Raw genomic sequence first — 23,757 nt, 5'->3', positions numbered from 1 at the left:
GCGTTCTTGTGACAAAAGGGGTGTCTCAGCCCTTGCCGCCGCCCGTGAACCGTTCGTACTCCCTCAGGACCTCGCCCGTCGGGCCGTCCATCCGCAGTTCGCCGCGCTCCAGCCAGAGCACCCGGTCGCAGGTGTCGCGGATCGACTTGTTGTTGTGGCTGACCAGGAAGACCGTGCCCGCGCGCTCCCGCAGCTCGCGGATGCGGGCCTCGGAGCGCTTCTGGAAGGAGCGGTCGCCCGTGGCCAGCGCCTCGTCGATGAGCAGGACGTCGTGGTCCTTGGCGGAGCCGATGGAGAAGCGCAGGCGGGCCGCCATGCCGGAGGAGTACGTGCGCATCGGCAGGGTGATGAAGTCGCCCTTCTCGTTGATGCCGGAGAAGTCGACGATGTCGTCGTAGCGCTGCTTGATCTGCTCGCGGGACATGCCCATCGCGAGGCCGCCGAGGTGGACGTTGCGCTCGCCGGTCAGGTCGTTCATCAGGGCCGCGTTCACCCCGAGCAGGGACGGCTGCCCGTCGGTGAAGATGCGGCCGCGCTCCACGGGCAGCAGTCCCGCGACCGCCTTGAGCAGCGTCGACTTTCCCGAGCCGTTGGTGCCGATCAGGCCGATGGCCTCGCCCCTGCGGGCGGTGAACGACACGTTCCTGACGGCGTGCACCGTGCGTACGCCGCGCTCCTGACCGCGCCGCAGGATGCGGCCGAGCGCGGCGGTGGCGGCGCCCCTGCCCGCGGTGGCGCCCGCGCCGTGCACGCGGTAGACGATGTCGACCTCGTCGACGACGACGGTGGGGGCGGGCCCCTGGTCTGCTTTCTCAGCCACGGCCGTACGTCTCCTCCGCCTTCCAGAAGTAGAGGAACCCGCCGGCCCCCGCGAGCAGCGCCCAGCCGGCCGCCCACGCCCAGGCCAGGTGCGGCAGCCGGTCGTAGGAGTAGCTGTCGATCAGCGCGAACCGCATCAGGTCGATGTAGACGGCGGCCGGATTGCACTCAAGGAGCACCTTCAGGGCGTGCGGCAGGTTCCGGTCCGCGAGGACCGCGTCGATGCTCCACATCACTCCGGACGCGTACATCCAGGTGCGCAGCACGAACGGCATCAGCTGCGCGATGTCCGGCGTCCTGCTGCCGAGCCTGGCCATGACGAGCGCCAGACCGGTGTTGAACGTGAACTGCAGCGCGAGCGCGGGCGGGGCGAGCAGCCAGTACACCGTCGGCGGGACGCCGAAGCAGAGCAGGATCACGGCCAGCGCGCACATCGAGAACAGCAGCTGCTGGAGCTGTTGCAGGCAGTACGAGACCGGCAGTGAGGCCCGGGGGAAGTGCAGGGCGCGCACTAGGCCCAGGCTGCCGGAGATGGCGCGCGTGCCCGCCATCACCGAGGCCTGCGTGAAGGTGAAGACGAAGACGCCGGTGACCAGGAACGGGACGTAGTCCTCGACGTCGCGCCTGGTGTCCATCAGGACGCCGAAGATGAAGTAGTAGACCGCCGCGTTGAGCAGCGGCGTCATCACCTGCCACACCTGGCCGAGCTTCGCCTGGCTGTACTGGGCGGTGAGCCTGGCGGTGGCGAAGGCGGTGATGAAGTGGCGGCGCCGCCAGAGCTGCCCGACGTACGCGGGCAGGGAGGGGCGGGCGCCGCTGACGGTGAGGCCGTGCCGGGCGGCGAGTTCGGCGGGGGAGGGCTCGGCGGCCGGCGGTGTCGGGTGGGGCGGCGTGTCGAGGGCCTGACTCACATCCGCTGCTTTCGCTCGGGGAGGCGGTACATGTCACGCACGACGGGACGGTACCGTTTCGTCGTCACGCCGACAGTAGGGCCTCTCCGCGTCGGAACGCAACCGTATCGTCGCCTCGTCCTATGCTGTCCGTATGACGACGAGCAGGCCACAGGATGAACAGCCGCGCCGCAGGCCCCCCGCCGGAGCCGCCGTGCTCCGCGAGGACAAGACCGAGGCGATCAGGGCCGCCGTCTTCGAGGAACTGGCCTCCGTGGGGTACGCCCGCATGTCCATCGAGGGCATCGCGCGCCGCGCGGGCGTCGGAAAGACCGCCGTCTACCGCCGCTGGCGCTCCAAGCTGCACCTCGTGCTCGACCTGGTGTCGGCCCTGGCGGTCCAGGGGCTGCCCGCGCCGGACACCGGCTCCCTGGAGGGCGACCTGCGCCTGCTGTACGAGGTCACGTCCCGAGCCCTGCGGCACCCCGTGGCCTCGCAGGTCATCCCCGACCTCCAGGCCGAGGCGGCCCGGAACCCCGAGATCGCCGAAGCCCTGCAGAAGGCGCTGCGCGAGGGGCAGTACGGGGTGGCGAGCGGCATCGTGAGGGCCGCCGTCGAGCGGGGCGACCTCCGTGCGGACCTCGACCAGGAGCTGGCCCTCGACCTGGTCTCGGGGCCGCTCTACTGGCGTTCGGTGGTGGTCCGCGCGAAGGTGCCCAAGGGATACCTGGAGCGCCTCGCGACGGCTACGGCTGCCGGGCTGCGCGCGCTCTGAGGAGCGTCTCCGTCCGGCCGCGCGAGGGCTCAGGCGTCGCGCCGCCGCGTCATCCACAGAGCCGTGCCCGTCGCCAGCACCACGACGCCCGTACCGACGCTCGCCATCACGCGGGTGGCGCCGTCCCAGGAGGTGAGGCTGAGCATCGCGTTGGCGACGATCGCGAGCGAGAAGACCAGCCAGAGCAGAGGCCTCATGGGAGTCGGTCCTTCCGGAGAGTTGCGGCCGCCGCCCCGTGCGGCGGCCCGGCACCAACTCTCCCGTCTCCGAGGTCCCGCCACGAGGGTGCCCTCTCCCGAAGCCATGGTGTAGCGCGCTACACCCCCGGGTGGGGGGTCCGCCCGCCGGACCCCGCCCGCGCGGTGACTTAGCCTGACCGGATGAGAGAGACGGTGGGGGCGGCGGGCCGCGCCCTGGCACAGCTGGGCAAGGCGGCCGGGCTCGCCGTCGCGTCGTACCTCTTCATGGCGCTGGTCCTCTTCACCGCCGTCGTCACGCTGCTCGTGGTCGGCGCCGCCGTGCTGCCCGAGACCGTGCTGCTGCTGCGCAGGACCGCGGGACTGAAGCGGCGCCTGGTGGGCGACTGGAGCGGCACCCCCGTCCCCGAGGCCTACGCCCCGCTCACCGGCGGCGTCCGCGAGCGCGTGCGGACCGCCCTCAAGGACCCCGGCACCTGGCGCGACCTGCGCTGGCTCACCGCCCACTTCGTGTACGGCTGCGCCCTGATGTACGTGGCCATCCCCCTGTGCATCCTCGGCCTGCTCATCGACGGCTTCTGGTGCGGGCTCCTGCGGCAGCGCGCCGTGGCCCTGCCGCTGCTCGACCGCCTCGCCGACCTGGACGCCGCCTGGTCGCGGGCCCTCCTGCTGCCCTCCCCGGAGGCGCAGCGCAACGCCGACCTCGCCGAGCGCGTCGAGGAGCTGACCGTCACGCGCGCCGGGGCCGTCGCCGCGCACGGCGCCGAGCTGCGCCGCATCGAACGCGACCTGCACGACGGTACGCAGGCGCGGCTCGTCGCCCTGTCGATGCGGGTCGGGCTCGCCCGCCGCGCCTACGACAAGGACCCCGAAGCCGCGCGGAGACTCCTCGACGACGCCCAGGAGCAGGCCGAGGAGGCGCTGACCGAGCTGCGGCACGTCGTGCGCGGCATCCATCCGCCGATCCTCACCGACCGCGGTCTCCTCGGTGCCGTCCGGGCACTGGCCGCGGGCAGCGGACTCGACGTGACGGTCACCGCGCGGGGCGTCGAGGACGCCGCGGGCCAGGCGGTACGGGCCCCGGCGGCGGTGGAGGCCGCCGCGTACTTCGTCGTCGCCGAGGCGTTGACCAACGCCGCCAAGCACAGCGGCTCCGAGCGGGCCACCGTGGAACTTTTCCGGGCGGGCGGGGTGTTGGGCATTGCGGTACGTGACGAGGGGCGGGGCGGGGCCGAGGACGGGGCCGGCGGCGCGGCCGGCGGCAACGGTGGCACCGGGCTGCTCGGCATGCGGCGCAGGGTCGCCGCCCTCGACGGGACCCTGACCGTGACGAGCCCCGCCGGGGGGCCGACCGTGATCGAAGTGGAGCTGCCGTGCGCGTGGTGATCGCCGAGGACAACGCCTTGCTGAGGGAGGGCATGGTGCTCCTGCTCACCTCCGCGGGGCACGAGGTGGTGGCCGTCGCCTCCAGCGGCCCCGAGGTGCTGCCCGCCCTCCTCGACCACCGGCCGGACGTCGCGGTCCTCGACGTGCGCATGCCGCCAGGCTTCCGGGACGAGGGACTGCGGGCGGCGCTCGCGGCCCGCGCCGAACTGCCCGGCCTTCCGGTCCTCGTCCTCTCCCAGTACGTCGAGGAGACGTACGCGGCCGAACTGCTCGGCGGCGGCGCGAGCGGCGTCGGCTATCTGCTGAAGGACCGCGTGGGCCGGGTCGACGAGTTCCTCGACGCGCTCGAACGGGTGGCCGACGGTGGCACCGCGCTCGACCCGGAGGTCGTGACGGAACTGCTCACGCGGCGCCGCGACGACCCCCTCGACTCCCTCACGCCGCGCGAGCGCGAGGTGCTCCAGCTCATGGCCGAGGGCCGGGACAACACCACGATCGCGTCGCTCCTCGTCGTCTCGGACCGTGCCGTCAGCAAGCACATCGGCAATGTCTTCGCGAAGTTGGGGCTGCCGCCGAGCGACAGCGGGCACCGGCGGGTGCTCGCTGTCCTGGCGTATCTGAACAAGGGGTAGGCCGCGCTTCCTGAGCCTCAGCCCCGCCTGGCGGGTGCCGGGTAGCGGCCCCGCAGCGACGCCCAGGACGGCACCAGCGTGCCCGCGGCGGCCGTGGCGGCCACCACCAGGGCGATCAGCACCGCCTGCACCGGCGGGAGGTGCGGCAGGCTGTGCGCGAAGGCCACGCTGAAGGCGAGCAGCGGCACCGAGGCCACCGCCGCGCCGACCACGAGACCGGTCAGGGCCGTGGCCGCCGCCTCCAGGCGCAGCATCCGCCGCAGCTGGCGCCGCCCCGCCCCGGCGAGGCGCAGCAGGGAAAGTTCCGGGCGCCGCCCGATCGTGATCAGCGACAGGGTGCTCAGGACGGCGATCACCGCGAAGCCGCCGATCGCGGCGACCGCGGCGACGGTCACGACCTCGCCCAACGCCTGGTCCTCCGGTTCCAGCCGCTCGGGCGCGGGGTCCTTCGTCACCTCCGCCCCCGGGGCGGCCTTCCGCAGGGCCCTCGCGTCGGCACCGGGCCCGGCCACCAGGACGCGGTCCGCCGCCGCCCCGGCCGGGGACGTGTGCCGGGCGAGCTGCTCGCGGGCGAAGAGGAAGCCGCTGAGGGCCAGTTCGCGCTCGTACGTCGCCACGACCTTCAGCCGTGCCTCGACGCCGTCCCCGAAGCGCAGCGCCACGGTCGAACCGGGGCGTACGCCGAGGGCCCGCGCCTGGTCGTGGCCGACCGCCACCGTGCCGGGACGCAGTCGGCCGATGTCGCCCTCGCGGACGCCGGGGTCCAGCGTCCGCGCCAGACCGCGGGGGGTGACGCCGAGCACCGGCAGGCGGTCGAGGCGGGGCTCGCCCGTCTCCCGGCGGGCGAGGACGACGGTGCCGTGCGTGACGCGGGTCGCCGCCACCACCCCGGGGACGTCCCTGATCCGCCCCAGGGTGCCCGCGGGCAGGCCCCCCGCCGCCGTCACCGCGTGGTCCGCCCGCGCCGCCTCCTCCGCCTGGCCGCCCGCAGCGTGCGTCACCGTCGCGCCCGCCGAGAGCTGCACCGTGACGAACGCCGTGACCAGGATGATCGGCGTGAGCGCCGCCCCCGAACGCCGCGCGAACGCGGCGCAGTTGGCCGCCGCGAGGTGCCCCGCCGCCCCGCCGAACCTGCGCAGCGGGGTGCCGAGCACCCGCATCGCCCCTTCCGCGATCCAGGGGCCGAGCAGCGCACAGGCGATGACCAGGACCACGGTCGCCGCACCGGCCGCGGCAGCCGCGGCCTCCCCGTCCTGCAGCGTGGCGGTGCCGGCCGCGCTCACCCCGAGGAACAGCAGCACGAGACCGGTGACCCGGCGCGCCGTGCCGGACCCCGGCTCGCGCAACGCCTCCGCGGGCCGTAGCCTCGCCGCCCGCGCGCAGGCGATGAGGGCCGCCACGCGGGCGATGAGCAGCGTGAGGCCGGCCGTCACGAGGGGCGCGGCCAGCAGCCAGGCAGGCAGGGGCAGTTCAAGGCCGGGCGGCAGCGCGCCACGGGCCCGGAGCAGGGCACGCAGCCCGAGATGGGCGGGCACCGCCCCGGCCGCCCCTGCCAACGCCGCCCACGCGGCGACCCGGCCGACCTCGCGGCCCACCGCGCCCCGCAACTGCCGAGGCGTCGCACCGACCGCCCGCAACAGGCCGAGCTCCCGGGAGCGCTGGGCCAGCGCCTGCACCACCGTGGACGCCACGACGAGCAGCGCGATCAGCACGACGGTCGCCGCCACGGAACCGAGCAGCGCGAGCATCCCGGCCCGCGCGGGGGCCGCGGCGAGGAACTCGGCCCCGCCGCGCCCGTCCCCGGCCAGTACCCGGAGCTTGGCACGGTCACCCTCGGCCCGATGCCCGACGCTCCGCAACTCGGCGGCGTCCACGGCGTGCCGTACGCGCTCGTACAGCGTGGCGGTACGCGTCCCCTCCTCCGCGGTCACGCCGACGGCGGCCACGGAACCGGGGTGCCCGGCGAGCCGCCGCGCCTCGGCGGAGGTGAAGTAGACGGCGTCGCGCGGTCCCGCGGCCACGCCGGTCACGGTGTACGTGGCGACGACTCCGTCGACGCGCACGGCCACGCGCCGGCCGGTCGGCGCCGTGCCCTCGCCGACGACGACCTCGGAGGCGCGCCGCGGCGGGCCCCCGTCCCGCAGCCCGTACGAACCGAGCCGGGCGGCGTCCCAGGGCCGCCCGGTGGCTTCGGAGCCCCCTACGCCGACCGGGAACACCTCATCGGCGACGACGTCACGCACTCCGGGCACGCGGTGCACCGTCTCCAGGGCGGCCCGCGGAACCCGCACGCGCTCGGTGAGGCCCGCCGTCACGGTCTCGGGCTTGCTGCCCCAGGGCTTGGCGGTGTAGCGGGTGTTCTGGTCCCCGGTGACGACGAGGTCGGCGGCGGAGTACCGCTCCACGCGCGCGTGCCCCAGCCCGGCGGAGGCGAGCGTGAGCCCGAAGGAGCCGAGCAGCAGCGACGTGAGGGCGAGCGCGGCGAAGACGGCGGCCCAGGCCCTGCGGTGGTGGCGGGAGGCGCGGCGGGCGAGAAGGGAGACGGGACGGGTACGGGCGCTGCCCCGCGCGTGCGTGCTGTCGCTCACGCGGCGGCCCTCCCCAGGGAGCGCATGACCGCGTGCACCTGGGCCGCGCCGGGGTGGAGGAGACGCTCGACGACGGTGCCGCCGGTGAGGAACAGCGCCTCGTCCGTCCAGGCCGCGGCGGACGGGTCGTGCGTCACCATCACGACGGTGTGCCCGTCCCTGTCGACCGCCTGCCGCAGCAGTGCGAGGACGTCCTGGGCGGTCACGGGGTCGAGGGCACCGGTGGGTTCGTCGGCGAAGACGACCTCGGGCGAGGTCACCAGGGCGCGGGCGATGGCCACGCGCTGCTGCTGACCGCCGGAGAGTTCGGTGGGCCGGTCGTCGGCGCGCCCGCCGAGCCCGACGTCGGCGAGGGCGCGCCGCGCCGCATCGGCGTCGTCGACGCCGGCGAGCAGGAGCGGCAGCGAGACGTTCTCCAGGACGCTCAGGGACGGTACGAGGTTGTGGGCCTGGAAGACGAACCCGACGCGCTCGCGGCGGAGCCGGGTCAGCGCGGCCTCGCTCAGCGAGCCGACGTCGACGCCGCCGATGCGGACGGTGCCGGTGGTGGGCCGGTCGAGCCCGGCGGCGCACTGCAGCAGGGTCGACTTCCCGGAGCCCGAGGGGCCCATGACGGCGAGGAAGTGCCCGCGGGGCACGGCGAGGTCGACGGGGGCGAGGGCGGTCACGCCGCGCCGGTAGCGCTTGCCGACCCCGTCGAGCACGAGCGCCCCGGCCTCACTCACCACGGGCCGCGGGCCTCGGCCTTGCCGCCTGAACATGTCGTACGTCCTCTCCGGGGTGCCGCTGCTGCCGGCTTGCGCCGCCACGGAGAACGCTAGGAATTCGGGGGGTGGGGGGCGAGAGAGTCTGGTCCCGTGGTGGGGGTGTAGGTGGCTACACCTGGCCTGGGGCGTTGCTTCTGCCGGGGCCGCCGGCTTCGGTGGGCCGGGGGCGTTGTCTGGTTGCCGGGGCCGCCCGGTTCTCCGGGAGTGTGGCGCCTCCGCCCCGCCAGTAAAGGGCGCTCCCTGTCGGTCGCGTCGGCTGCGCCGATTCCGCTTTCGCTCCACCCTTGACTGGCGGGGCTCCACCGCGAAGCTGCCATTGGCCGGGCGGCCACGGATGGGGGCGACGGAACGGCTTAGTGGGGGGTGCCGGTTTTCCTGCCGGGTGCGGACTAGTCCTTCTGGCGTGGGCGCAAGGGGGCGGGGTGGTCGCCGGGCAGACGGTTTCGGTGGGTTGGGTCATCGGGTGTCGGTGCCGGGTGCGGACTAGTCCTTCTGGCGTGGGCGTGACGCGGTGGGGGTGGTCGCCGGGCAGATGGCTTCGGTGGGTTGGGTCATCGGGTGTCGGTGCCGGGTGCGGACTGGTTCTTCTGGGGCGGGCGTCAGGGGGCGATGTGGCTGTCGGACAGACACGGCCCGGCCCGGCCCGGCCTCGGGGTCCCGCCCCCGCAGCACGGCGCCCCGGACAGTCCTGGGACAGCACCCTGGACAGTCCTGTGGTCCAGGCCCCGGACCCCGGACAGCCCTGTGGGCCGGAGCCCCGGACAGTCCTGTGGACGGTGATGGGTGATGGGTGATGGGTGGGGAGGGGGGTGGGGGCCGGGACCTAATTTGGAAAAGGCGCATTCGGCACCGCGCGCGCCCCCCGTTCGGCGAAACACAACCTACGCGAAGTTGATGCCCGGCCCCGGAGGAAGTCCGGACCGCCCGCCCGAGCCCTGCCCCTGTCCCGCGCCCCGTATGGACCGGGCCGCCACTCGGCAGCGATACCTGCTCCCTCCACCGGAGGGAGTCCGGTCCGGCCGGGGTGAGCGCTGGCCCTGTCCCGTACCCCGTATGGGCCGGTCGGCAGTCGGCGAGGGCACCCGACACTGCCACCGGAGGGAAGCCGGTCCGCCCGGCCGAGGCAGCCATCGGCCTCGGCGAGGCTGCGACGGACTGGTCCGCACCCGGCAGGAAAGCCGGCACCCCCCACCCCCGGACCCCGTCGCCCCCATTCGTGGCCGCCCGGTCAATGGCAGCTTCGCGGTGGAGCCCCGCCAGTCAAGGGTGGAGCGAAAGCGGAATCGGCGCAGCCGACGCGACCGATAGGGAGCGCCCTTTACTGGCGGGGCGGAGGCGCCACACTTCCGGGGAACCGGGCGGCCCCGGTAATCAGGCAACGCCTCAGGCCCACCCCACCTCCCGCCCCCCAGCCCACACTGCCGGGGGACCGGGCGGCCCCGGCAACCGGGCAACGCCCCCGGCCCGCCGGAGCCGGCCCCGGCCGGTTACGTTGGCTTGACCCATCCCTCCCACGCCGACGTGACCATCTCCCGTACGTCCCGCTTCGCCGTCCACCCCAGTTCCACCGCGATGCGCTCCGCCGAGGCCACCACCCTTGCCGGGTCGCCGGGGCGGCGGGGTGTGATGGTGGCGGGGGTGTCGTAGCCCGTGACCTCGTTGATCAGGTCCGTCATCTCGCGGACGGACACGCCCTCGCCCCGCCCGATGTTGAGCGTCAGGTCGGTGCCGGGCGCGGCGGAGGTGAGGGCGCGGGCCGTCGCCACGTGGGCCTCGGCGACGTCGGCGACGTGGATGTAGTCACGTACGCATGTGCCGTCCGGCGTGGCGTAGTCCGCGCCGAAGATGCGGGGGGCCTCACCGGCGGTGAGCCTCTCGAAGACCATCGGGACCAGATTGAAGACACCCGTGTCCGCCAGTTCCGGCGACGCCGCCCCCGCCACGTTGAAGTACCGCAGGGAAGCCGTGGTCAGGCCGTGCGCGCGGCCCGCGGCACGTACCAGCCACTCACCGGCCAGCTTCGTCTCCCCGTACGGGCTCATCGGCAGGCACGGCGTCTCCTCGGTCACGAGGTCGACGTCCGGCATGCCGTACACCGAGGCGGAGGAGGAGAACACGAAGTTGCGCACGCCCGACGACGGCGTCGATGACCGTGCCGGCCGCGATGCGCACGCGGCGTCCAGCAGGGCCCGTAGGCCCTCCACGTTCTCGTGGTAGTAGTGCAGCGGCCGCTCCACCGACTCCGCGACCCGCTTCTTCCCCGCCAGGTGGACCACGCCGGTCACCGCGTGGTCCGCGAGCGCCCGGCGCAGCGTGTCGCCGTCGAGGACCGAGCCGACCACCAGCGGTACTCCCTCGGGGACGCGCCCCGCGATGCCGGTGGACAGGTCGTCGTAGACCACGGTCCGCTCGCCGGCCTCCGTCATGGCACGGACGACATGCGCTCCGATGTAGCCGGCACCGCCGGTGATCAGCCAGGTCATGGTCGCCTCGTCCCGTCGTGTCGTCCTGCGTCGTCCTGCATCGTCGTGCGTCGTTGTGCTTCGTCGTGAGCCGTCGAGTCGCGTGCAGTCTCGCAGAGGCGGTGTCGGGAGCCGGTCAGCGGCCCACGGCCTCCGCGGCCCCGCGGGCCAGCCGGCCCAGGCGCCGCCTCGCGACCCCCACGACCCCCCGCACCCCCGGCGCGAGCCGGAGCGCGAGGTTGCCCGCCTGGGTGGCGTAGGGCTGGACCAGGAGCACTCCGTGCCGGCCGTCCGGTACCACCGTGCGGCGCAGCAGGCCGGGGCCCGCGGCGGCGCGCGCGGTCGTCTCGCGTGTCGTTCCGTCCGCGAAGTGGAGCCGCAGCCTGACGTCCCAGACACCGCCTTCCAGTGCCCCGAGGTCGAGCAGGACGGTGGAGGTCCACGTACCGTCCGGCCGGGCGGTGCCGAACGCGCCCGTGCGGCGCTGCCCGGGGCGACCGCTGTGGCGGTGGAGCAGTTCGACGTCGACCGTGGCGGGGCCCGCGTCCGCGACCCGCCCGTACAGTTCGCGCAGCCGCAGCGTCAGCCGGGCCTTGCCGCCGCGGGGGCGCAGCTCGCCCTCGACCGTGAGGGGCAGCAGGCGGACCGGGCGTACGAGCAGGTGCTCCAGGGTGACCTGGGGGAGGTCGTCCGCCCAGACGGGCATCGCGTCGGCGCCCCTCGGGTAGGGCGGTGTGAGCCGGGCCGGGCGCGCCGCCACCTCCTTGAGGCGCCTGAGGTCGCGCGGTTCCTCCGAGGCGAGGACGACGCGCGCGATGACGCGGCCGGGGGCGGGCGCCGCGTCGAGGTCGGCGGCGTCGAACGCCGTGAGGTAGGAGCGGGTGAGGGACCACCACTCGCGCCGGTAGCCCGGACTCCGCGTCGGCAGTTCGCGGACGTACATCCGCAGCTCGTGGTCGATGAACTTCGCGCGGGCCGCCCGTGCGAGCCGCTCGCCGCCGGGCGCGTCGCGCAGGATCTCCACGGAGTGCCGGTGGGCCGCCATGCGGGCCCGCCAGTTGGCGATCCCGGAGCGGTCGAGGGAGATGGAGAGCCGGGTGGCGGCGCGCCGCACGTGCCACACGTACACCGTGTCGGGGATCAGCGCGATGCGCGGGGCCGCGGCGAGCACGCGCGCGGCGAAGACGAAGTCCTCGTAGATGAAGCGGCCCTCGGGGAAGCGGACGCCGTGCTCGCGGAGGAAGTCCGTGCGGTACAGCTTGTCGACGCAGAGCGTGTCGTGGACGAGGCGGGCGCGCAGTTCGGGGCGGGGGACGAGCCGCGGCGCCGCGTAGAGCTCGGGCTGCCAGGGCACCTCGCGCCCCGACGGCAGCTCGCGGCGCACGCACAGTCCGGCGCTGACCTCGGCGTCCTGCGCGGAGGCCGCGGCGAGCAGCGCGCCCGCCGCGCCGGGCGGCAGTACGTCGTCGCTGTCGAGGAACATCACGTACGGGCAGGCGGCGGCGTCGATCCCGTCGTTGCGGGGGGTGCCGCAGCCGCCGCTGTTGGCGGTGCGGCGGATGACGCGTACGCGGTGGTCGCGTTCGGCGAGGGCGGCCAGGAGGCGGGCGCTGCCGTCCGTGGAGCAGTCGTCCACGGCGATCACCTCGCCGACCACGGGGCCCTGGGCCAGTGCCGAGCGCACCGCGCCGGCGATGTGCGCCGCGTCGTTGTAGCCGATCACGACGACGGAGACCTGCGCGTGGGGGTGGTGGGAGGGGCGGTTCCGGGCAGGCGGCTGAGACAGGGTGCGGTCCACGGTGGAAATGGTAGTGGTTTCTCCTGATTATCCGATTAGGTGGACATGGGTATATCTACGCGTCATAGGTATGTCTGCGCGCTATGGGTATATCTACGCGCTGTGGGGGTGTATGCGTGGGTTAGTCCCTACCCTGGGCCCGTCCGTTCACGCGTGCGAGAACCTCGCCCGTGCCCCGGCTCCAGTCCACGACCACCGCCTCCGGCGGCACCTTCTGGTCCGGTGAGAGGAGCAGCCACCGCACGTCGTACGCGCGGACGATCGCGGACCGCTCGGCACGGGTGGAGCCGGGAGCGAGGTAGGCGCGCACGGCGTCGAGGCGGCGCTCGCGCACCCGCTCGTCGAGGGAGGCGTCGGGCCACGCGGGCGCGACGAGGTTGGCCCCGTGGCCGGGGACGGACCGCGTGGGCCGGTAGCCGTCGGTCAGGACGACGTCGCCGCGGCGCATGTGGCCGACCGCCCAGTCGTAGCCGGGCCAGCGCGGCGGCTGGTCGAAGCCGATGGGATCGAGCGCGCGCGGCACGACCGCACCGGCCTGGAGCTGGAAGAACCCGACGCCCGCCCCGAGCGCCGCGGCTCCGGCGAGGGCCCCTCGCCGCCACCCCCAGGTCCGCGGCGCCGCCAGCTCGACGGCGAGGGCGAACTGGAGCGGCACCAGCGTCAGACCCAGGATGCGCCCGTAGGTGTAGTGCCCGCTGACCCAGCCGTACGCCACGACGAGGCAGTCCAGGGCGAACATCAGCACCAGCGGGTCCCCGCGGTCCCTGCGGAAGCGCAGCCACAGGGCGGGCAGCCCGAGCAGCGCGAGCCAGAAGCGCTGCGGCATGTCCGTGTAGAGCTGGCGGTGGATCCAGTCGACGGACTCGTCACCGACCAGGGAGAACACGCTGTAGTACGGCCAGACCGAGGCGACCGCCACCGCCGTCAGCGCGGTCACCGCCCAGCGGACACCGACCGACGGCACGGCGAACGCGACCACGCCGATCACCGCCGCCACCGACGAGATCGGATGGACGAGCAGGATCAGTCCGCAGAGCGCGCCGAGCCCCGCGTACGGCCAGAGGCCCCCGCGCGGCTCACGGGCCAGCGCGCCCGCCCACGCCCAGGCCCAGAAGGCGAGGCCGATCGCGAACGTCGACGGATAGCCGAGGTTGCCCGTCATCGACATCAGGCCCAGATAGCCGCTCCACCACGCCATTCGCGTGCCCCAGAGCAGCACCATCGCGGCCAGCGCGAGGACCGGCGCCCACGGCCGGGGGGTGAGGACGCGCACGAAGCGGCCGATGCCGGTCAGCAGGACGAGCAGGTTGACCGGGCCGCTCAGCTTCACGACCTCCCGGCCCGCCATCTCGGCCAGCTGGGCGAACAGGCCCTGGGCGACCGCGTACGGCGAGTAGTACGGGCTGCCGTCGCCCGGCAGGTCCGCCATCGGGTGCGCGGGGTGCAGCAGGTCGTCCTTGAGGCGCTCGACCACCGCCGCGTGCTGCCCGAAGTCGCAGCACATCGGGACCCGCCAGAAGGCCAGCGACATCACCAGCCAGAACAGGCCGCCGAAGACGGCGTACGGGGACGGGCGCCACCGCCGGCCGCCGTGCAGTGCCGTGGCGCCGTTGGCGGTCCCGCGGGTGACGAGCGTGCCGGTCACCGCATGAGCCTCTCCGCCACGCGGGCCGCCGCACGGCCGTCGTCGAGGTCGCAGTAGGCCTCGCGGAACGCCGCGTACGCCTCCGCGTGCCGGTCCGCGATCGACTCCAGGTCGCACAGTGCCTCGACGACCTCGCCGGTGGAGGTGAGCAGCGGTCCCGGCGCGGTCGTCTCGAAGTCGAGGTAGAAGCCGCGCACGGTGTCGCGGTAGTGCTCCAGGTCGTACGCGTGGAAGAGCATCGGGCGCCCGGTGTGCGCGAAGTCGAACATCAGGGAGGAGTAGTCCGTGACCAGGACGTCCGCGATCAGCAGGAGTTCAGCCGCCCTCGGGTGCGCCGACACGTCGTGCACGAAGGGCGGGCGGGCGCCCGGCAGCCGGCCCGTCGTCAGCGGATGCTTGCGGACGAGCAGGACGTGGTCGCCGCCGAGCGCGGACTCGGCGGCGCCGAAGTCGAGCGCGGGCTCGTAGCGGAACCGGCCGGGGCGGTACGCGAGGTGGTCGCGGTACGTCGGCGCATAGAGCACCACCCGCTTGTCCGGCAGGATGCCCAGCTCGCGGCGGACGCGGTCGGCGACCTTGCCGCGGTCGTCGCCGAACAGCACGTCGTTGCGGGGCGAGCCCGCTTCGAGCACCTCGCCGTCGTAGGCGAGGGCACGGCCCAGGTGCGGGGTGGAGAAGCGGTTCGGCGAGACGAGGACGTCCCACTGGCGGGACAACCTCGGCAGGGCGTCGAGGTGGCCGTGGTCGGCGTAGAGCGTGTCGGTGAGGTCGATGCCGATGCGCTTGAGCGGGGCGCCGTTCCAGGTCTGTACGACGGTCTGGCCCTCGCGGCGTTCGAAGAAGTCCGGCAGGTGTCCCGAGGTGACGACGCGCCGGCAGCGGGCCAGCGCCTCGTACCAGGCGGCGCTGTGCTCCTCCACGCCCTTGGCGCCCGCGGGCACGCGGGTCTGCTGGTCGTGCGTGACCCAGAGGTGTTCGACGTCGGCGCCGCGCCGCACCAGCTCCTCGTGGACGGCGCGCGGGGAGTCGCCGTCGAAGTACAGGACGGCGTCGGTCAGGGGCCGCCTGCGGCAGGCCGGGTAGTGGGCGGTGCGGAGCCTGTGCTGCCGGTACGCCCCGCGTTCGGAGCGCGCGAGGACGGGCCCGGCCTCGACGAGCAGCCGGTCGCCGAACCGCCGGTCGACGGCGAACTCCCGCCCCTGGACGGCCCGGTGCAGGGGCAGCCCGGTGGACACGGAGGCGAGCAGCCGCACGGGCATGCCGTCGTGGACACGGGCCACCCCGCCGCCGCTCACGTCATGGCCACGGGCCACCCCGCCGCCGCTCACTCCGGCCGCCCCGGCCGCCCCGGTCGCCCCGGTCTCCCGCAGGAACGCGTACCACCGCCCCTCCCGCAGCGCCCCGCCGCCCGGCGCGAGCACCGCGCGGAAGCGGTCGCCGGTGCGCTCGGCGGGGACCGTCAGCTCCTCGTCGAGGCCGCTGTGCCGCAGGACGAGTTCGGCATCGGGCCACGACGCCGCCGTGGCCACGCCCTCGATCGTCAGCGTGCCGTCGTCGCCCCACTCGACGCGGTCGGCGACCGGCTGCCGGGTCAGCTCCACGACCAGGGCGCCCTGGTCGTTGGCGGTGGCGCACAGCTCACGGCCGGGGCCCGCGGGGTAGCGTCCCGGCGCCAGGCCGAGCGTCGCGGCGAGGGACTTCAGGGTGCCGTCGGGCAGGACGAGGTTGGCCTGGAAGCGGTCGCCGTGCGGCGGTTCGACCTCCTTGGGCGCGAGGTGCGGCACGGGGGGCACCCCTGTCAGGTCCGCGAGGCGTACGCGGACCTCGAAGCGGTCCCCGGCGACGCTCAGCGGGTAGGTGAAGTCGGTCCCCGAGTGCTTGTGGGTCAGGCGCAGCGACTCGGGCCGCGGCCCGCCCGGCAGGCTGCCGTCCAGCACGACGTCGCCCCCGTCGAGCCGGTGGGCCTCCACGCGCGCCGCGTACTCCTGGACGCGCAGCACGAGCCGGCCCCTGCTGTAGCCGACGGCGAGGCGGAGGCCGTCGTCCAGTTCGCGCACCAGGGTCTGCGCGGAGGGCCCGTCGGCGGCGCGGACGGCCGCGCGCCGCACGGTGCCGTGGCCCGCGACGACCACGCCGAGCAGCCAGGTGCCGGGCCGCCACCGGCCGCCGGTCCGCAGCCGCTCCGGGTCGACGGTCATCTCGAAGCCGGACAGGTCGTAGCAGTGCAGCCGCTGCCGCGACTCCTCGGTGGCCTTCGGCGCGGTGACGGTCCGCGTCGGCACCCGGCGGATGCGCCGCCCGTCGCGCGCCGACTTGAGCAGCCCCGTCTTGACGGAGTGCCCGGGCCGCGACGCCTCCAGGTTGCGCACGTAGGCGTAGCCGCTGATCCGCAGCTTGCCGTCGTCGCCCCACCGCGTCTCGCCGACGCGGGCCACCACCGGCAGTTCGTCCCGGCCGAGCCGCAGCAGCTTCTCGGGGACGCGGCCGATGTCAGGGTAGGCGGCACGCCGCCGTACCGTGCCGCGCACGTGGAAGGCGGAGCCGTTGGCCCGCTCGAAGGCGAGCAGGCCGATGAGTTCGGCGGTCCGCGTCTCCCGTACGAGCTGCCATTTGACGCGCAGGCCGACGGGCAGCTCCCCGATGACGGACGGGTCGGCGCGGCGCAGGAAGGCGGCCGTGTCCGTCATGAACGCCGCGCGGTACTCGGGGCCGCCCGTCGGCAGCCCTTCGAGGAAGTAGACGAAGTCGTCGCGCAGGCAGGACGCGTCGTACGTCTTCTTGAGCTGCGGGGCGTGCGTGGCGAGGAAGGCGCTGACGTGCGCGCACGCGGCGATGCGGTCGCGCACGCCCTTGACGTCGGTGCGCCGCCGGGTGATGGAGCCCTCGCGCACCCGCCAGTAGTAGACGTGGTCGCTGAGCACGTCGACGGAGGCGGCGAGGAAGTGCGCCGGGATCATCACGGGGGTGTCCTCGTAGAGCTTGCCCTCGGGGAAGGCGAAGCGGTGGCGGTCCCAGAAGGAGCGCCGGAAGACCTTGTTCCAGGCCACGCGGTCGGCGAGGAGGTCCAGGTCGCGCGTGATGTGCGTACGGGTGCGCGGCTCGGTCAGCCACTTGTACTGCCAGGCCTGGGAGCGGCCGCGCTCGGTCAGCCGCCAGACGTTGCCGCTCGCGAAGTCCGAACCGGTGGCGTCCAGGCTGGCGATCATCCGCGCGTAGGCGCCGTGCGGCACGACGTCGTCGCTGTCGACGAAGGTGAGGAACTCCGCGGTGGGGGACGCCTTGCGCACCCCGGTGTTGCGGGCGGCGCTCAGCCCGGCGTTGCGCTGGCGCACGTAGACGAAGCGCGGGTCCCTCGCGGCGAACTCGCGGGCGATGCGGGGGCTGTCGTCGGTCGAGCCGTCGTCGACGAGGATGCATTCGAGGCCGCCCGCCCCTTCGCTCAGGGGATCACCAGCCCCTCCGCTCCCGAGGCCGCCCGCCCCCTCGCTCCCGGGTCCGCCCGGCCGGTCACCACCGTCGAGGGTCTGCCGGGCGATCGACTCAAGGCACTCCTGAAGGAACTCCTCGACGTTGTAGATGGGCACGACGACGCTGAGACGGGGCTGCACGGCGACCGGCCTTTCGTAAGAGTACGGGCATATTTATCCCCTTTGCCCGTTGTCCGCTCGCGCTGGTCAGCCGCTTCGCCGCCTTCCACCCGGATGAGTGACGCGAGGTCTTCGACAGGCGGTGCCCGGCTGGCTACGGTCGGTTGCCATGTCGCGCTTCTCGGTCGTCGTCCCCGCCCACCGCGTCCAGGGCTACCTGCGGGAATGCCTGGACTCCGTGCTCGCCCAGTCCTTCGCCGACGTCGAGCTGATCGTCGTCGACGACGCCTCGCCGGACGCCTCCCCGGCGATCGCCGGGGAGTATGCGGAGCGCGATCCGCGCGTGCAACTCGTGCGGCTCCCGGCACGGTCGGGCACGGGACCCGCCCGCGACACCGGCGCCGGCCGCGCCACCGGCGAGTACCTGCTCTTCCTCGACGGAGACGACCTGCTCCTGCCGGGCGCACTCGACGCCCTGGACGCCGCCCTCACCGAGCACGGCGAGCCGGACGTCCTGCTGTTCGCGCACGACCGCGTCGACTGGTGGGAGCACGTGCGCCCCGGCGGCGACCCGCTCACCGGCGACCCGCTCGGCCACACCCCGGCCGCCTGGAACCGCGTCTTCCGGCGCGCCTTCTGGCACGAGCGCGAACTCGCGTTCTCCGACGGCCCCTACGAGGACGTCGTACCGGTCCACACCGCGACCCTGCGGGCCGGGGACCGCCTCGCCGTCCTCGACCGGGCCTGCGTGCGCTGGCGCGAGCGGCGCGCCGGCAGCTTCGCCAAGACGCCGGGCAGGCAGCACTTCGCCGTCACCGGGCGGTACGAGGAACTGCTCGCCGCCGCGTCCCCCGCCGACCGGGACCGGCTCCTGCCGCACGCCGCCACGCACCTCATGGCCGTCCTCGACGACCCGGGGCGCGTCAGGGCGGCCGACCGCCGCGACTTCTTCCGGGAGGCGGCGCGCGTGTACCGGGCGTACGCGCCCCGGGGGGCCGGGGAGCCCCGGAGCCCCGGGGAGAAGGCGCTCGCCACCGCCTCCTACGCCGCCTACGCGGGCCTCCGCGAGGCCGGCACCCGGCGGGCCCGCGTCACCAGGGAACTCAAGCAGCGCAAGAAGAAGCTGCGGGCCCGCGCCATGCGCGCCGTCTACCGCGCCGACCTGCACCGCTCCCTCGACCCCCACCTCGCGGTCTACGGCGCCTACTGGAACCGCGCGGTCTCCTGCAACCCGGCCGCGATCCACGCCAAGGCCCGCGAACTCGCCCCGCACATCAGGGGCGTGTGGGTGGTCTCCGGCCGCAACAAGCACAAGGTGCCCGCGGGCGTGGAGTACGTCATCGAGGGCTCGCGCCGGTACTGGGAGACGATGGCGAGGGCGACGTACCTCGTCAACAACTCCAGCTTCCCCGGCGGCTTCACCAAGCGGCCGGGGCAGGTCTACCTCCAGACCCACCACGGCACGCCCCTGAAGACGATGGGCCTCGACCAGCGCCGCTACCCCGCCGGCACCCACGGCATCAGCTTCCAGAAGGTCCTCGACCACACCGACCAGTGGGACCTCAGCCTCTCCTCCAACCCGCACTCCACGGAGGTCTGGGAGCGCGTCTACCCCTCCGCGGCCTACCGCGCCCTGGAGGCCGGCTACCCCCGCAACGACGTGTACTTCACGGCGGACGACGAGGAGACCGCGCGCGTCCGCGCCCGGCTCGGCGTCGGCGACGGACGCACCGTGCTGCTCTACGCGCCCACCCACCGCGACTACCAGAAGGGCTTCCGGCCCCGCCTCGACCTCGCGCGCTTCGCCGAGCGGCTCGGCCCCTCGTACGTCGTGCTCGTGCGCGCCCACTACTTCTACGGCGCCGCCGCCGGGCTCGACCGGCACCCGCAGCTCGTCGACGTCACCGGACACGCGCGCGTGGAGGACCTCTGCCTGGCCGCCGACGCCCTCGTCACGGACTACTCCTCGCTGATGTTCGACTACGCCTGCCTCGACCGCCCGATCGTGACGTACGCGCCGGACTGGCAGGCCTACCGCCTGGCCCGCGGCACCTACTTCGACGTGCTCTCCGGGCGCCCCGGCGAGACGCCGGGCGCGACGGCCACCACCGAGGACGCCCTGGCCGGGCTGTTCAGGGACGGCGGCTGGGACTCCCCGGAGGCGGCGGCGCTGCGGTCCGCGTTCCGCGCCCGCTTCTGCCCCTACGACGACGGGGGCGCCGCCGAGCGGGTGGTCCGCGAACTGTTCCTCACGGCGCGTCCGTGACGGCCCCCGACCGCTCGTAGGGCGAGCGCACCGGGAAGTACGCGGTCAGGAAGGACCGGACGGCCAGCGCCATCTCCTCGTCCGCCATGCCGCTGTCGTGCGACTCGCCGATGCAGAACGCCGTCCGGTCCCGGTTCTGCAGCAGCCGCCCGAGCCGCGCGTGGTCCCTGCGGTCACCGATGTCCACGAAGTCGTACGAGATGCCGCCGGGCACGGCTCGCCCGGTGAGGTACGCGTAGTGGTGGTGCAGGGACGAGACGACGGAGAGGTCGCCCGTCGAGCGGAAGCGGCTGCGGGACGTGGCCTCCCACTCCGCGGGGAACCGCTCGGCGATCTCCTTCAGGACGCTGCGGCGCAGCGCGTACGGCACGTGGAAGAAGCTGTGCGTCGTCGTCCTGCCGAACGCGCGGCGCAGCAGCTCGCGGTTGTTCTTCGCCGCCCCCAGATAGCCCTCGTCGTCCGGTGAGACCGGCAGGGCGGGCACGGACGCGGACGACCAGAAGAAGCGGGCGATGCCGTTGCTGTGGAAGAACGTGTCGGGGTTGGTGGGGCGGCCGAGGAACATGTCGTCGTTGAAGTAGAGGAAGTGCTCCGACAGGCCGTCGATGCGGTGGAGCTGGGACTCGATGGAGTGCGAGTTGAAGGTCGGCAGGCAGCCGGCGGGGTCGGCGAAGAGGTCGCGGTGGTCCACGACCGTCAGGCCGGGGTGGGCCTCGTCGAGCCACTCGGGGCGCTGACCGGCCGTGACGAGGTAGACGTGCCGGACCCATGGCGCGTACATCGCGAGGGAGCGCAGCGAGTACCGCAGCTCGTCGCGGTTGCGGAAGCGCACCGCCCCGTCGTCGGCGGTCTCGCGCCCCGCCCCGCCCCGTGCCGCGTCCCGCAGGGCACGCCACTCGGGGTCGGAGTCGTCGACCCAGGTGTAGACGGCGTCGACGGGGAAGCCGACGTCCTTGACGAGCAGCTCGGTGAACACGTCGAGGGTCGGGTAGTCCCGCTCCGCCACGCGCAGCGTCGCCGTCGGCGTGAGCGAGGGCAGCTCGGCCCCGGCGAGGGTCGCGCCGAAGGGCGCGCGGAAGCCCTCCGTGCCCAGCGGGCCGCCCTCGGTGCGTCCCCAGAACGCCACCGTGCAGGCCTGGGCCGCGCCGTGCCGCAGCGACAGCGTGGTCGTCGTCACCGGCTTGAAGACCTTGACGCCCGCCACCTCGCCGATCGCGTCGAGGCGTTCGGCGAGGACCGCTCCCGGCGCCGCGTCGCGCGGGTTGACCAGCTCGGCGTAGACGGGCCGCCCCGCGAACGCCCCGGCGAGGGCCTTGAGCGCGTGCTCGCGGTGCTCGGCGGCCACGGCCAGGGTGTGCGCGGTGCCGTCGTGGGTGCGGACCACGGCGTAGGGGACGTCCCGCGCCTCCAGGGCGTCGGCGGTGAGTTCGAGGTTCCAGGCCGCCATGCGGGGCGCGAGGACGTCGTCGCGGCGCTCGGCGAGGCGGCCCACCGAGCGGATGACGCGGCCCGTGGTGTCCGCGGCGATGATCTCGTCCTCGCGCGCGTGCTCGCCCTCCGCCGCCGCGGCGTCGAAGGTGTGCGGGGCGGTGGGCCGGAACCCGCAGCCGCCGGACGCGACGCCGAGCGCCACGCGGTCCGCGCGCCCCCGCAGCCGCTCGGGGCGGTCGCGCCCCGCCACGAGCCGCCGGTACAGCTCCTCCCAGCGGGCGGTGACCGCGGCCGGGGAGAAGCGCTCGTAGACGCCCTCGCGCGCGGCACGGGCGTACGCGCGCCGCTTCTCCGCGTCGCCCATCAGCTCGTCCATGGCCGCGGCCAGCTCGGTGGTCTGCCCCGGCGGCACGAGGAGCCCGTCGACGCGGTGCCGCACGATCTCGGCGGGCCCGGTCAGCACGTCGTACGCCACCACGGGCACCCCGGCGGCCAGCGCCTCAAGAAGGACCAGCGGAAACGCCTCGTTGTGCCCCGCCGTCATCAGGCTGAGCCCGGCCTTCGCCCACTCGGCGGCCATGTCCCGGCAGGGGCCGAGGAGTTCGACGCGGTCGTGCAGGCCGAAGCCGTCGACGAGGCGGCGCAGGTGCCGTTCGCGGTGGCCGCCGCCGAAGATCCGCAGGGTCCACTCCGGGTGCGCGTCGGCGACCTCAGCGAAGGCCCGCACGGCGTGGTCGACGCGCTTCTCGCCGGTGAGCCTGGCGGCCATGACGATGACCTCGGACTCCCCGTCGGCGCGCGGCCGGAAGCCGTCCGGCACGGCGTTCGGGATGACGGCCAGCTCGGGCGCGGTGGGCCCGAGGGACTCCGCGATCCAGTCCCGGGTGCGGCCGGTGAGCGTGACGAGGGCGTCCAGGCGCGGCGCGTGCAGGAGCAGCGGCTCGCCGGAGGGGCCGCGCCGCTGGGTGGGGCGGTGCTCCTGGTGGACGGTGACGACCCGCGCGGGGGCGAGCGTCACGGCGGCGGCGAGGAGCGCGGGCGTGGTGGTGACCAGGACGTCGGTGTCCAGGCGCGCGAAGGCGTCGGCCATCTCGATGTCCGAGAGCCGGTCGAAGGCGTCCTCCCAGGCGGGCCTGATCAGCTCGCTGGGGAGCGCGGCCAGGGTGCGGCACGCGGCGTCGTCGAGGTCGGAGGCGCGCACCGGCCGCTCCGGTGTGACCGTGCGGTCGACCAGGTAGCGGACGGGCAGGGCGCGCGCCTCGGCGAAGAACGGCTCGTCGCGGGTGCGGAAGACCGAGACGACCTCGACCTCGGTGTCCGGGCGCTCGGCGAGGTGCTTGGCCTGGGTGTACGTGGCGAGTTCGGTCCCGCCCATCTCGTCGCCCCAGCCGAGCAGGTATGTGATCTTCATGAGGTCTCCTCCGTGGACTCCCGCGGGGCGCGCTCGGGGACGGCGGCCCGGGCGGGTACCTGTCCGGCGTGCCCCCGGCCGGGCGCCCACGCCAGGTCCGTGATGTCCCAGCACGTCACCGCGAACGCGCCGGTCCCGGTGAAGTGGGCGTGCGCCCGTACCAGCGAACCGTCGGGCAGCGCGAAGACGCGGAAGGGCGTGGGGCAGGCCGCGGCGGGGTCCCGCACGTCGGAGAGCCAGCGCCCGAGGGGGAGGCCGCCCACCCGGAAGTCCCACACCCACTGGCCCGGCCCGGCCCCGGTCATGGCGGCCAGCGGCACCCGCAGCGCGAACGCCGCGCCCGACCACTGGACGTCGGCGGGCACCGTCACCTTGTCCCTGCGCCGCACGGCCCGCGCGTACCTGTCCCGGGGCGCCGCGCCCACCAGGCGGCCGTGCACGGTGATCCCGTCGCCCCGCGGCTCGAACCGCACCAGTTCGGCGCGTGGCCGGGACCGCGTGGCCTGGAGCGCGGCCCGCCCGCCGCGGCACCTGACGATCCGCACGAGGGTGCCGGTCCGCCGGTCGGGGGCGTGCGGCAGGGTCGGCGTGGCGAGCGGTGAGGCGAGCGGCGAGGTGTCGGCGGCGGGTGCGAGGCCCCGGCGCCGTACGCGGCCGTCGGCGCCCCGCGTCTCGACGGTGAGCCGCCACACCCCGTCCCGCATGCCCCGCAGGGTGACCGTGGCGGTGAGCAGCGGGGCGCCCGCGGTGTGCGCCTCGTGGGCGAGGGGGACGGCGAGTCCGCGCGGGCCGCGGCTGATCAGCAGCCGGGCGCGGTCCGCGGGCCCGACGGCCGAGGCGTCGAGGGCGAGGTTGAGCGTCCTGCTGTCCCTGAGCGAGAGGTGCACGGGCGCCAGGAGGGACTCGGCCCGGCGCCCCCGCCCGGCGGCGGCCCGCTCCAGACGGAACCGCGTGCTTCGCGTGGCGGCGCGCAGCCGCCGGACGAGCGGTGGCGGGAGCCCGGGGAGGCGCGGGGGCGTGATCCCAATGCGGTGCATTGCGCCACTCTGCCCCGCGCCGGCCCGTCACCTCCTCGCGCACCGCGCGTGTTGTACGTCAATAGG

Annotated in this window: 15 protein-coding genes; 4 read left to right on the top strand and 11 right to left on the bottom strand. The window is 74.5% G+C overall.

The features are described 5' to 3' along the window. Positions 1-25: 25 nt before the first annotated feature. Complete coding sequence (locus tag AB0I16_RS21945; RefSeq protein ID WP_363251139.1) at positions 26-820, bottom strand: ABC transporter ATP-binding protein; 795 nt, start codon at positions 818-820, stop codon at positions 26-28. Then, the gene (locus AB0I16_RS21940) at positions 813-1,730 is read right to left on the bottom strand and encodes an ABC transporter permease (protein WP_363251138.1); all 918 of its coding nucleotides are present in this window, start codon (positions 1,728-1,730) and stop codon (positions 813-815) included. The genes AB0I16_RS21945 and AB0I16_RS21940 overlap by 8 nt, the downstream gene beginning before the upstream one ends. A 133-nt stretch (positions 1,731-1,863) precedes the next feature. Between AB0I16_RS21940 and AB0I16_RS21935 the strand changes: the two genes are divergently transcribed. Continuing rightward, on the top strand, positions 1,864-2,484 hold the full coding sequence (locus tag AB0I16_RS21935; RefSeq protein WP_363251137.1) for a TetR/AcrR family transcriptional regulator: 621 nt from the start codon (positions 1,864-1,866) through the stop codon (positions 2,482-2,484). Positions 2,485-2,513: 29 nt separating this feature from the next. Here the strand turns inward: AB0I16_RS21935 and AB0I16_RS21930 are convergent, their stop codons facing one another. Then, on the bottom strand, positions 2,514-2,681 hold the full coding sequence (locus AB0I16_RS21930) for a hypothetical protein (protein ID WP_363251136.1): 168 nt from the start codon (positions 2,679-2,681) through the stop codon (positions 2,514-2,516). Between the two features lie 183 nt (positions 2,682-2,864). Here AB0I16_RS21930 and AB0I16_RS21925 point away from each other — a divergent pair, with 183 nt between their 5' ends. After that, positions 2,865-4,067, top strand: a complete 1,203-nt coding sequence (locus tag AB0I16_RS21925; protein ID WP_363251135.1) for a sensor domain-containing protein — start codon at positions 2,865-2,867, stop codon at positions 4,065-4,067. Further along, on the top strand, positions 4,055-4,699 hold the full coding sequence (locus AB0I16_RS21920; RefSeq protein ID WP_363251134.1) for a response regulator transcription factor: 645 nt from the start codon (positions 4,055-4,057) through the stop codon (positions 4,697-4,699). The genes AB0I16_RS21925 and AB0I16_RS21920 overlap by 13 nt, the downstream gene beginning before the upstream one ends. A 17-nt stretch (positions 4,700-4,716) precedes the next feature. Here AB0I16_RS21920 and AB0I16_RS21915 read toward each other — a convergent pair whose 3' ends face one another. From AB0I16_RS21915 to AB0I16_RS21890, 6 genes are all read right to left on the bottom strand, one after another. Continuing rightward, the gene (locus tag AB0I16_RS21915; RefSeq protein ID WP_363251133.1) at positions 4,717-7,287 is read right to left on the bottom strand and encodes an FtsX-like permease family protein; all 2,571 of its coding nucleotides are present in this window, start codon (positions 7,285-7,287) and stop codon (positions 4,717-4,719) included. Further along, entirely contained in the window at positions 7,284-8,048 is a 765-nt protein-coding gene (locus tag AB0I16_RS21910; RefSeq protein ID WP_363251132.1) for an ABC transporter ATP-binding protein, read from the bottom strand. The genes AB0I16_RS21915 and AB0I16_RS21910 overlap by 4 nt, the downstream gene beginning before the upstream one ends. A 1,493-nt stretch (positions 8,049-9,541) precedes the next feature. Beyond that, a complete protein-coding gene (gene galE / locus AB0I16_RS21905; protein ID WP_363251131.1) occupies positions 9,542-10,537 on the bottom strand; it encodes a UDP-glucose 4-epimerase GalE in 996 nt (331 codons plus the stop codon). Between the two features lie 115 nt (positions 10,538-10,652). Beyond that, positions 10,653-12,314 carry a glycosyltransferase gene (locus AB0I16_RS21900; RefSeq protein WP_363251130.1) on the bottom strand — a complete coding sequence of 554 codons (1,662 nt, stop codon included), beginning with the start codon at positions 12,312-12,314 and terminating at the stop codon, positions 10,653-10,655. A gap of 121 nt (positions 12,315-12,435) precedes the next feature. Continuing rightward, positions 12,436-13,959, bottom strand: a complete 1,524-nt coding sequence (locus AB0I16_RS21895; RefSeq protein ID WP_363251129.1) for a hypothetical protein — start codon at positions 13,957-13,959, stop codon at positions 12,436-12,438. Continuing rightward, positions 13,956-17,567 carry a CDP-glycerol glycerophosphotransferase family protein gene (locus tag AB0I16_RS21890; RefSeq protein ID WP_363251128.1) on the bottom strand — a complete coding sequence of 1,204 codons (3,612 nt, stop codon included), beginning with the start codon at positions 17,565-17,567 and terminating at the stop codon, positions 13,956-13,958. Before AB0I16_RS21890 ends, AB0I16_RS21895 begins: the two co-directional genes overlap by 4 nt. Before the next feature lie 148 nt (positions 17,568-17,715). Here AB0I16_RS21890 and AB0I16_RS21885 point away from each other — a divergent pair, with 148 nt between their 5' ends. Beyond that, the gene (locus AB0I16_RS21885; protein WP_363251127.1) at positions 17,716-19,812 is read left to right on the top strand and encodes a CDP-glycerol:glycerophosphate glycerophosphotransferase; all 2,097 of its coding nucleotides are present in this window, start codon (positions 17,716-17,718) and stop codon (positions 19,810-19,812) included. Here AB0I16_RS21885 and AB0I16_RS21880 read toward each other — a convergent pair. Together AB0I16_RS21880 and AB0I16_RS21875 are read right to left on the bottom strand one after the other, a co-directional pair. Next, on the bottom strand, positions 19,796-22,654 hold the full coding sequence (locus AB0I16_RS21880; protein ID WP_363251126.1) for a stealth conserved region 3 domain-containing protein: 2,859 nt from the start codon (positions 22,652-22,654) through the stop codon (positions 19,796-19,798). The genes AB0I16_RS21885 and AB0I16_RS21880 overlap by 17 nt on opposite strands. Beyond that, positions 22,651-23,691, bottom strand: a complete 1,041-nt coding sequence (locus AB0I16_RS21875) for a hypothetical protein (RefSeq protein ID WP_363251125.1) — start codon at positions 23,689-23,691, stop codon at positions 22,651-22,653. Before AB0I16_RS21875 ends, AB0I16_RS21880 begins: the two co-directional genes overlap by 4 nt. Between the last annotated feature and the right edge of the window lie 66 nt (positions 23,692-23,757).

It is taken from the genome of Streptomyces sp. NPDC050703, from assembly GCF_040654435.1.
Classification (GTDB): domain Bacteria; phylum Actinomycetota; class Actinomycetes; order Streptomycetales; family Streptomycetaceae; genus Streptomyces.
This window is presented reverse-complemented; position numbering and strand designations above follow the sequence as displayed.

What these genes read in the sequence shown, in the direction of transcription:
- AB0I16_RS21935 (WP_363251137.1), top strand. Translation starts at nt 1,864, where the DNA reads ATGACGACGAGCAGGCCACAGGATGAACAGCCGCGCCGCAGGCCCCCC.
- AB0I16_RS21930 (WP_363251136.1), bottom strand. Translation starts at nt 2,681, where the DNA reads ATGAGGCCTCTGCTCTGGCTGGTCTTCTCGCTCGCGATCGTCGCCAAC.
- AB0I16_RS21925 (WP_363251135.1), top strand. Translation starts at nt 2,865, where the DNA reads ATGAGAGAGACGGTGGGGGCGGCGGGCCGCGCCCTGGCACAGCTGGGC.
- AB0I16_RS21910 (WP_363251132.1), bottom strand. Translation starts at nt 8,048, where the DNA reads ATGTTCAGGCGGCAAGGCCGAGGCCCGCGGCCCGTGGTGAGTGAGGCC.
- galE (WP_363251131.1), bottom strand. Translation starts at nt 10,537, where the DNA reads ATGACCTGGCTGATCACCGGCGGTGCCGGCTACATCGGAGCGCATGTC.
- AB0I16_RS21885 (WP_363251127.1), top strand. Translation starts at nt 17,716, where the DNA reads ATGTCGCGCTTCTCGGTCGTCGTCCCCGCCCACCGCGTCCAGGGCTAC.
- AB0I16_RS21880 (WP_363251126.1), bottom strand. Translation starts at nt 22,654, where the DNA reads ATGAAGATCACATACCTGCTCGGCTGGGGCGACGAGATGGGCGGGACC.
- AB0I16_RS21875 (WP_363251125.1), bottom strand. Translation starts at nt 23,691, where the DNA reads ATGCACCGCATTGGGATCACGCCCCCGCGCCTCCCCGGGCTCCCGCCA.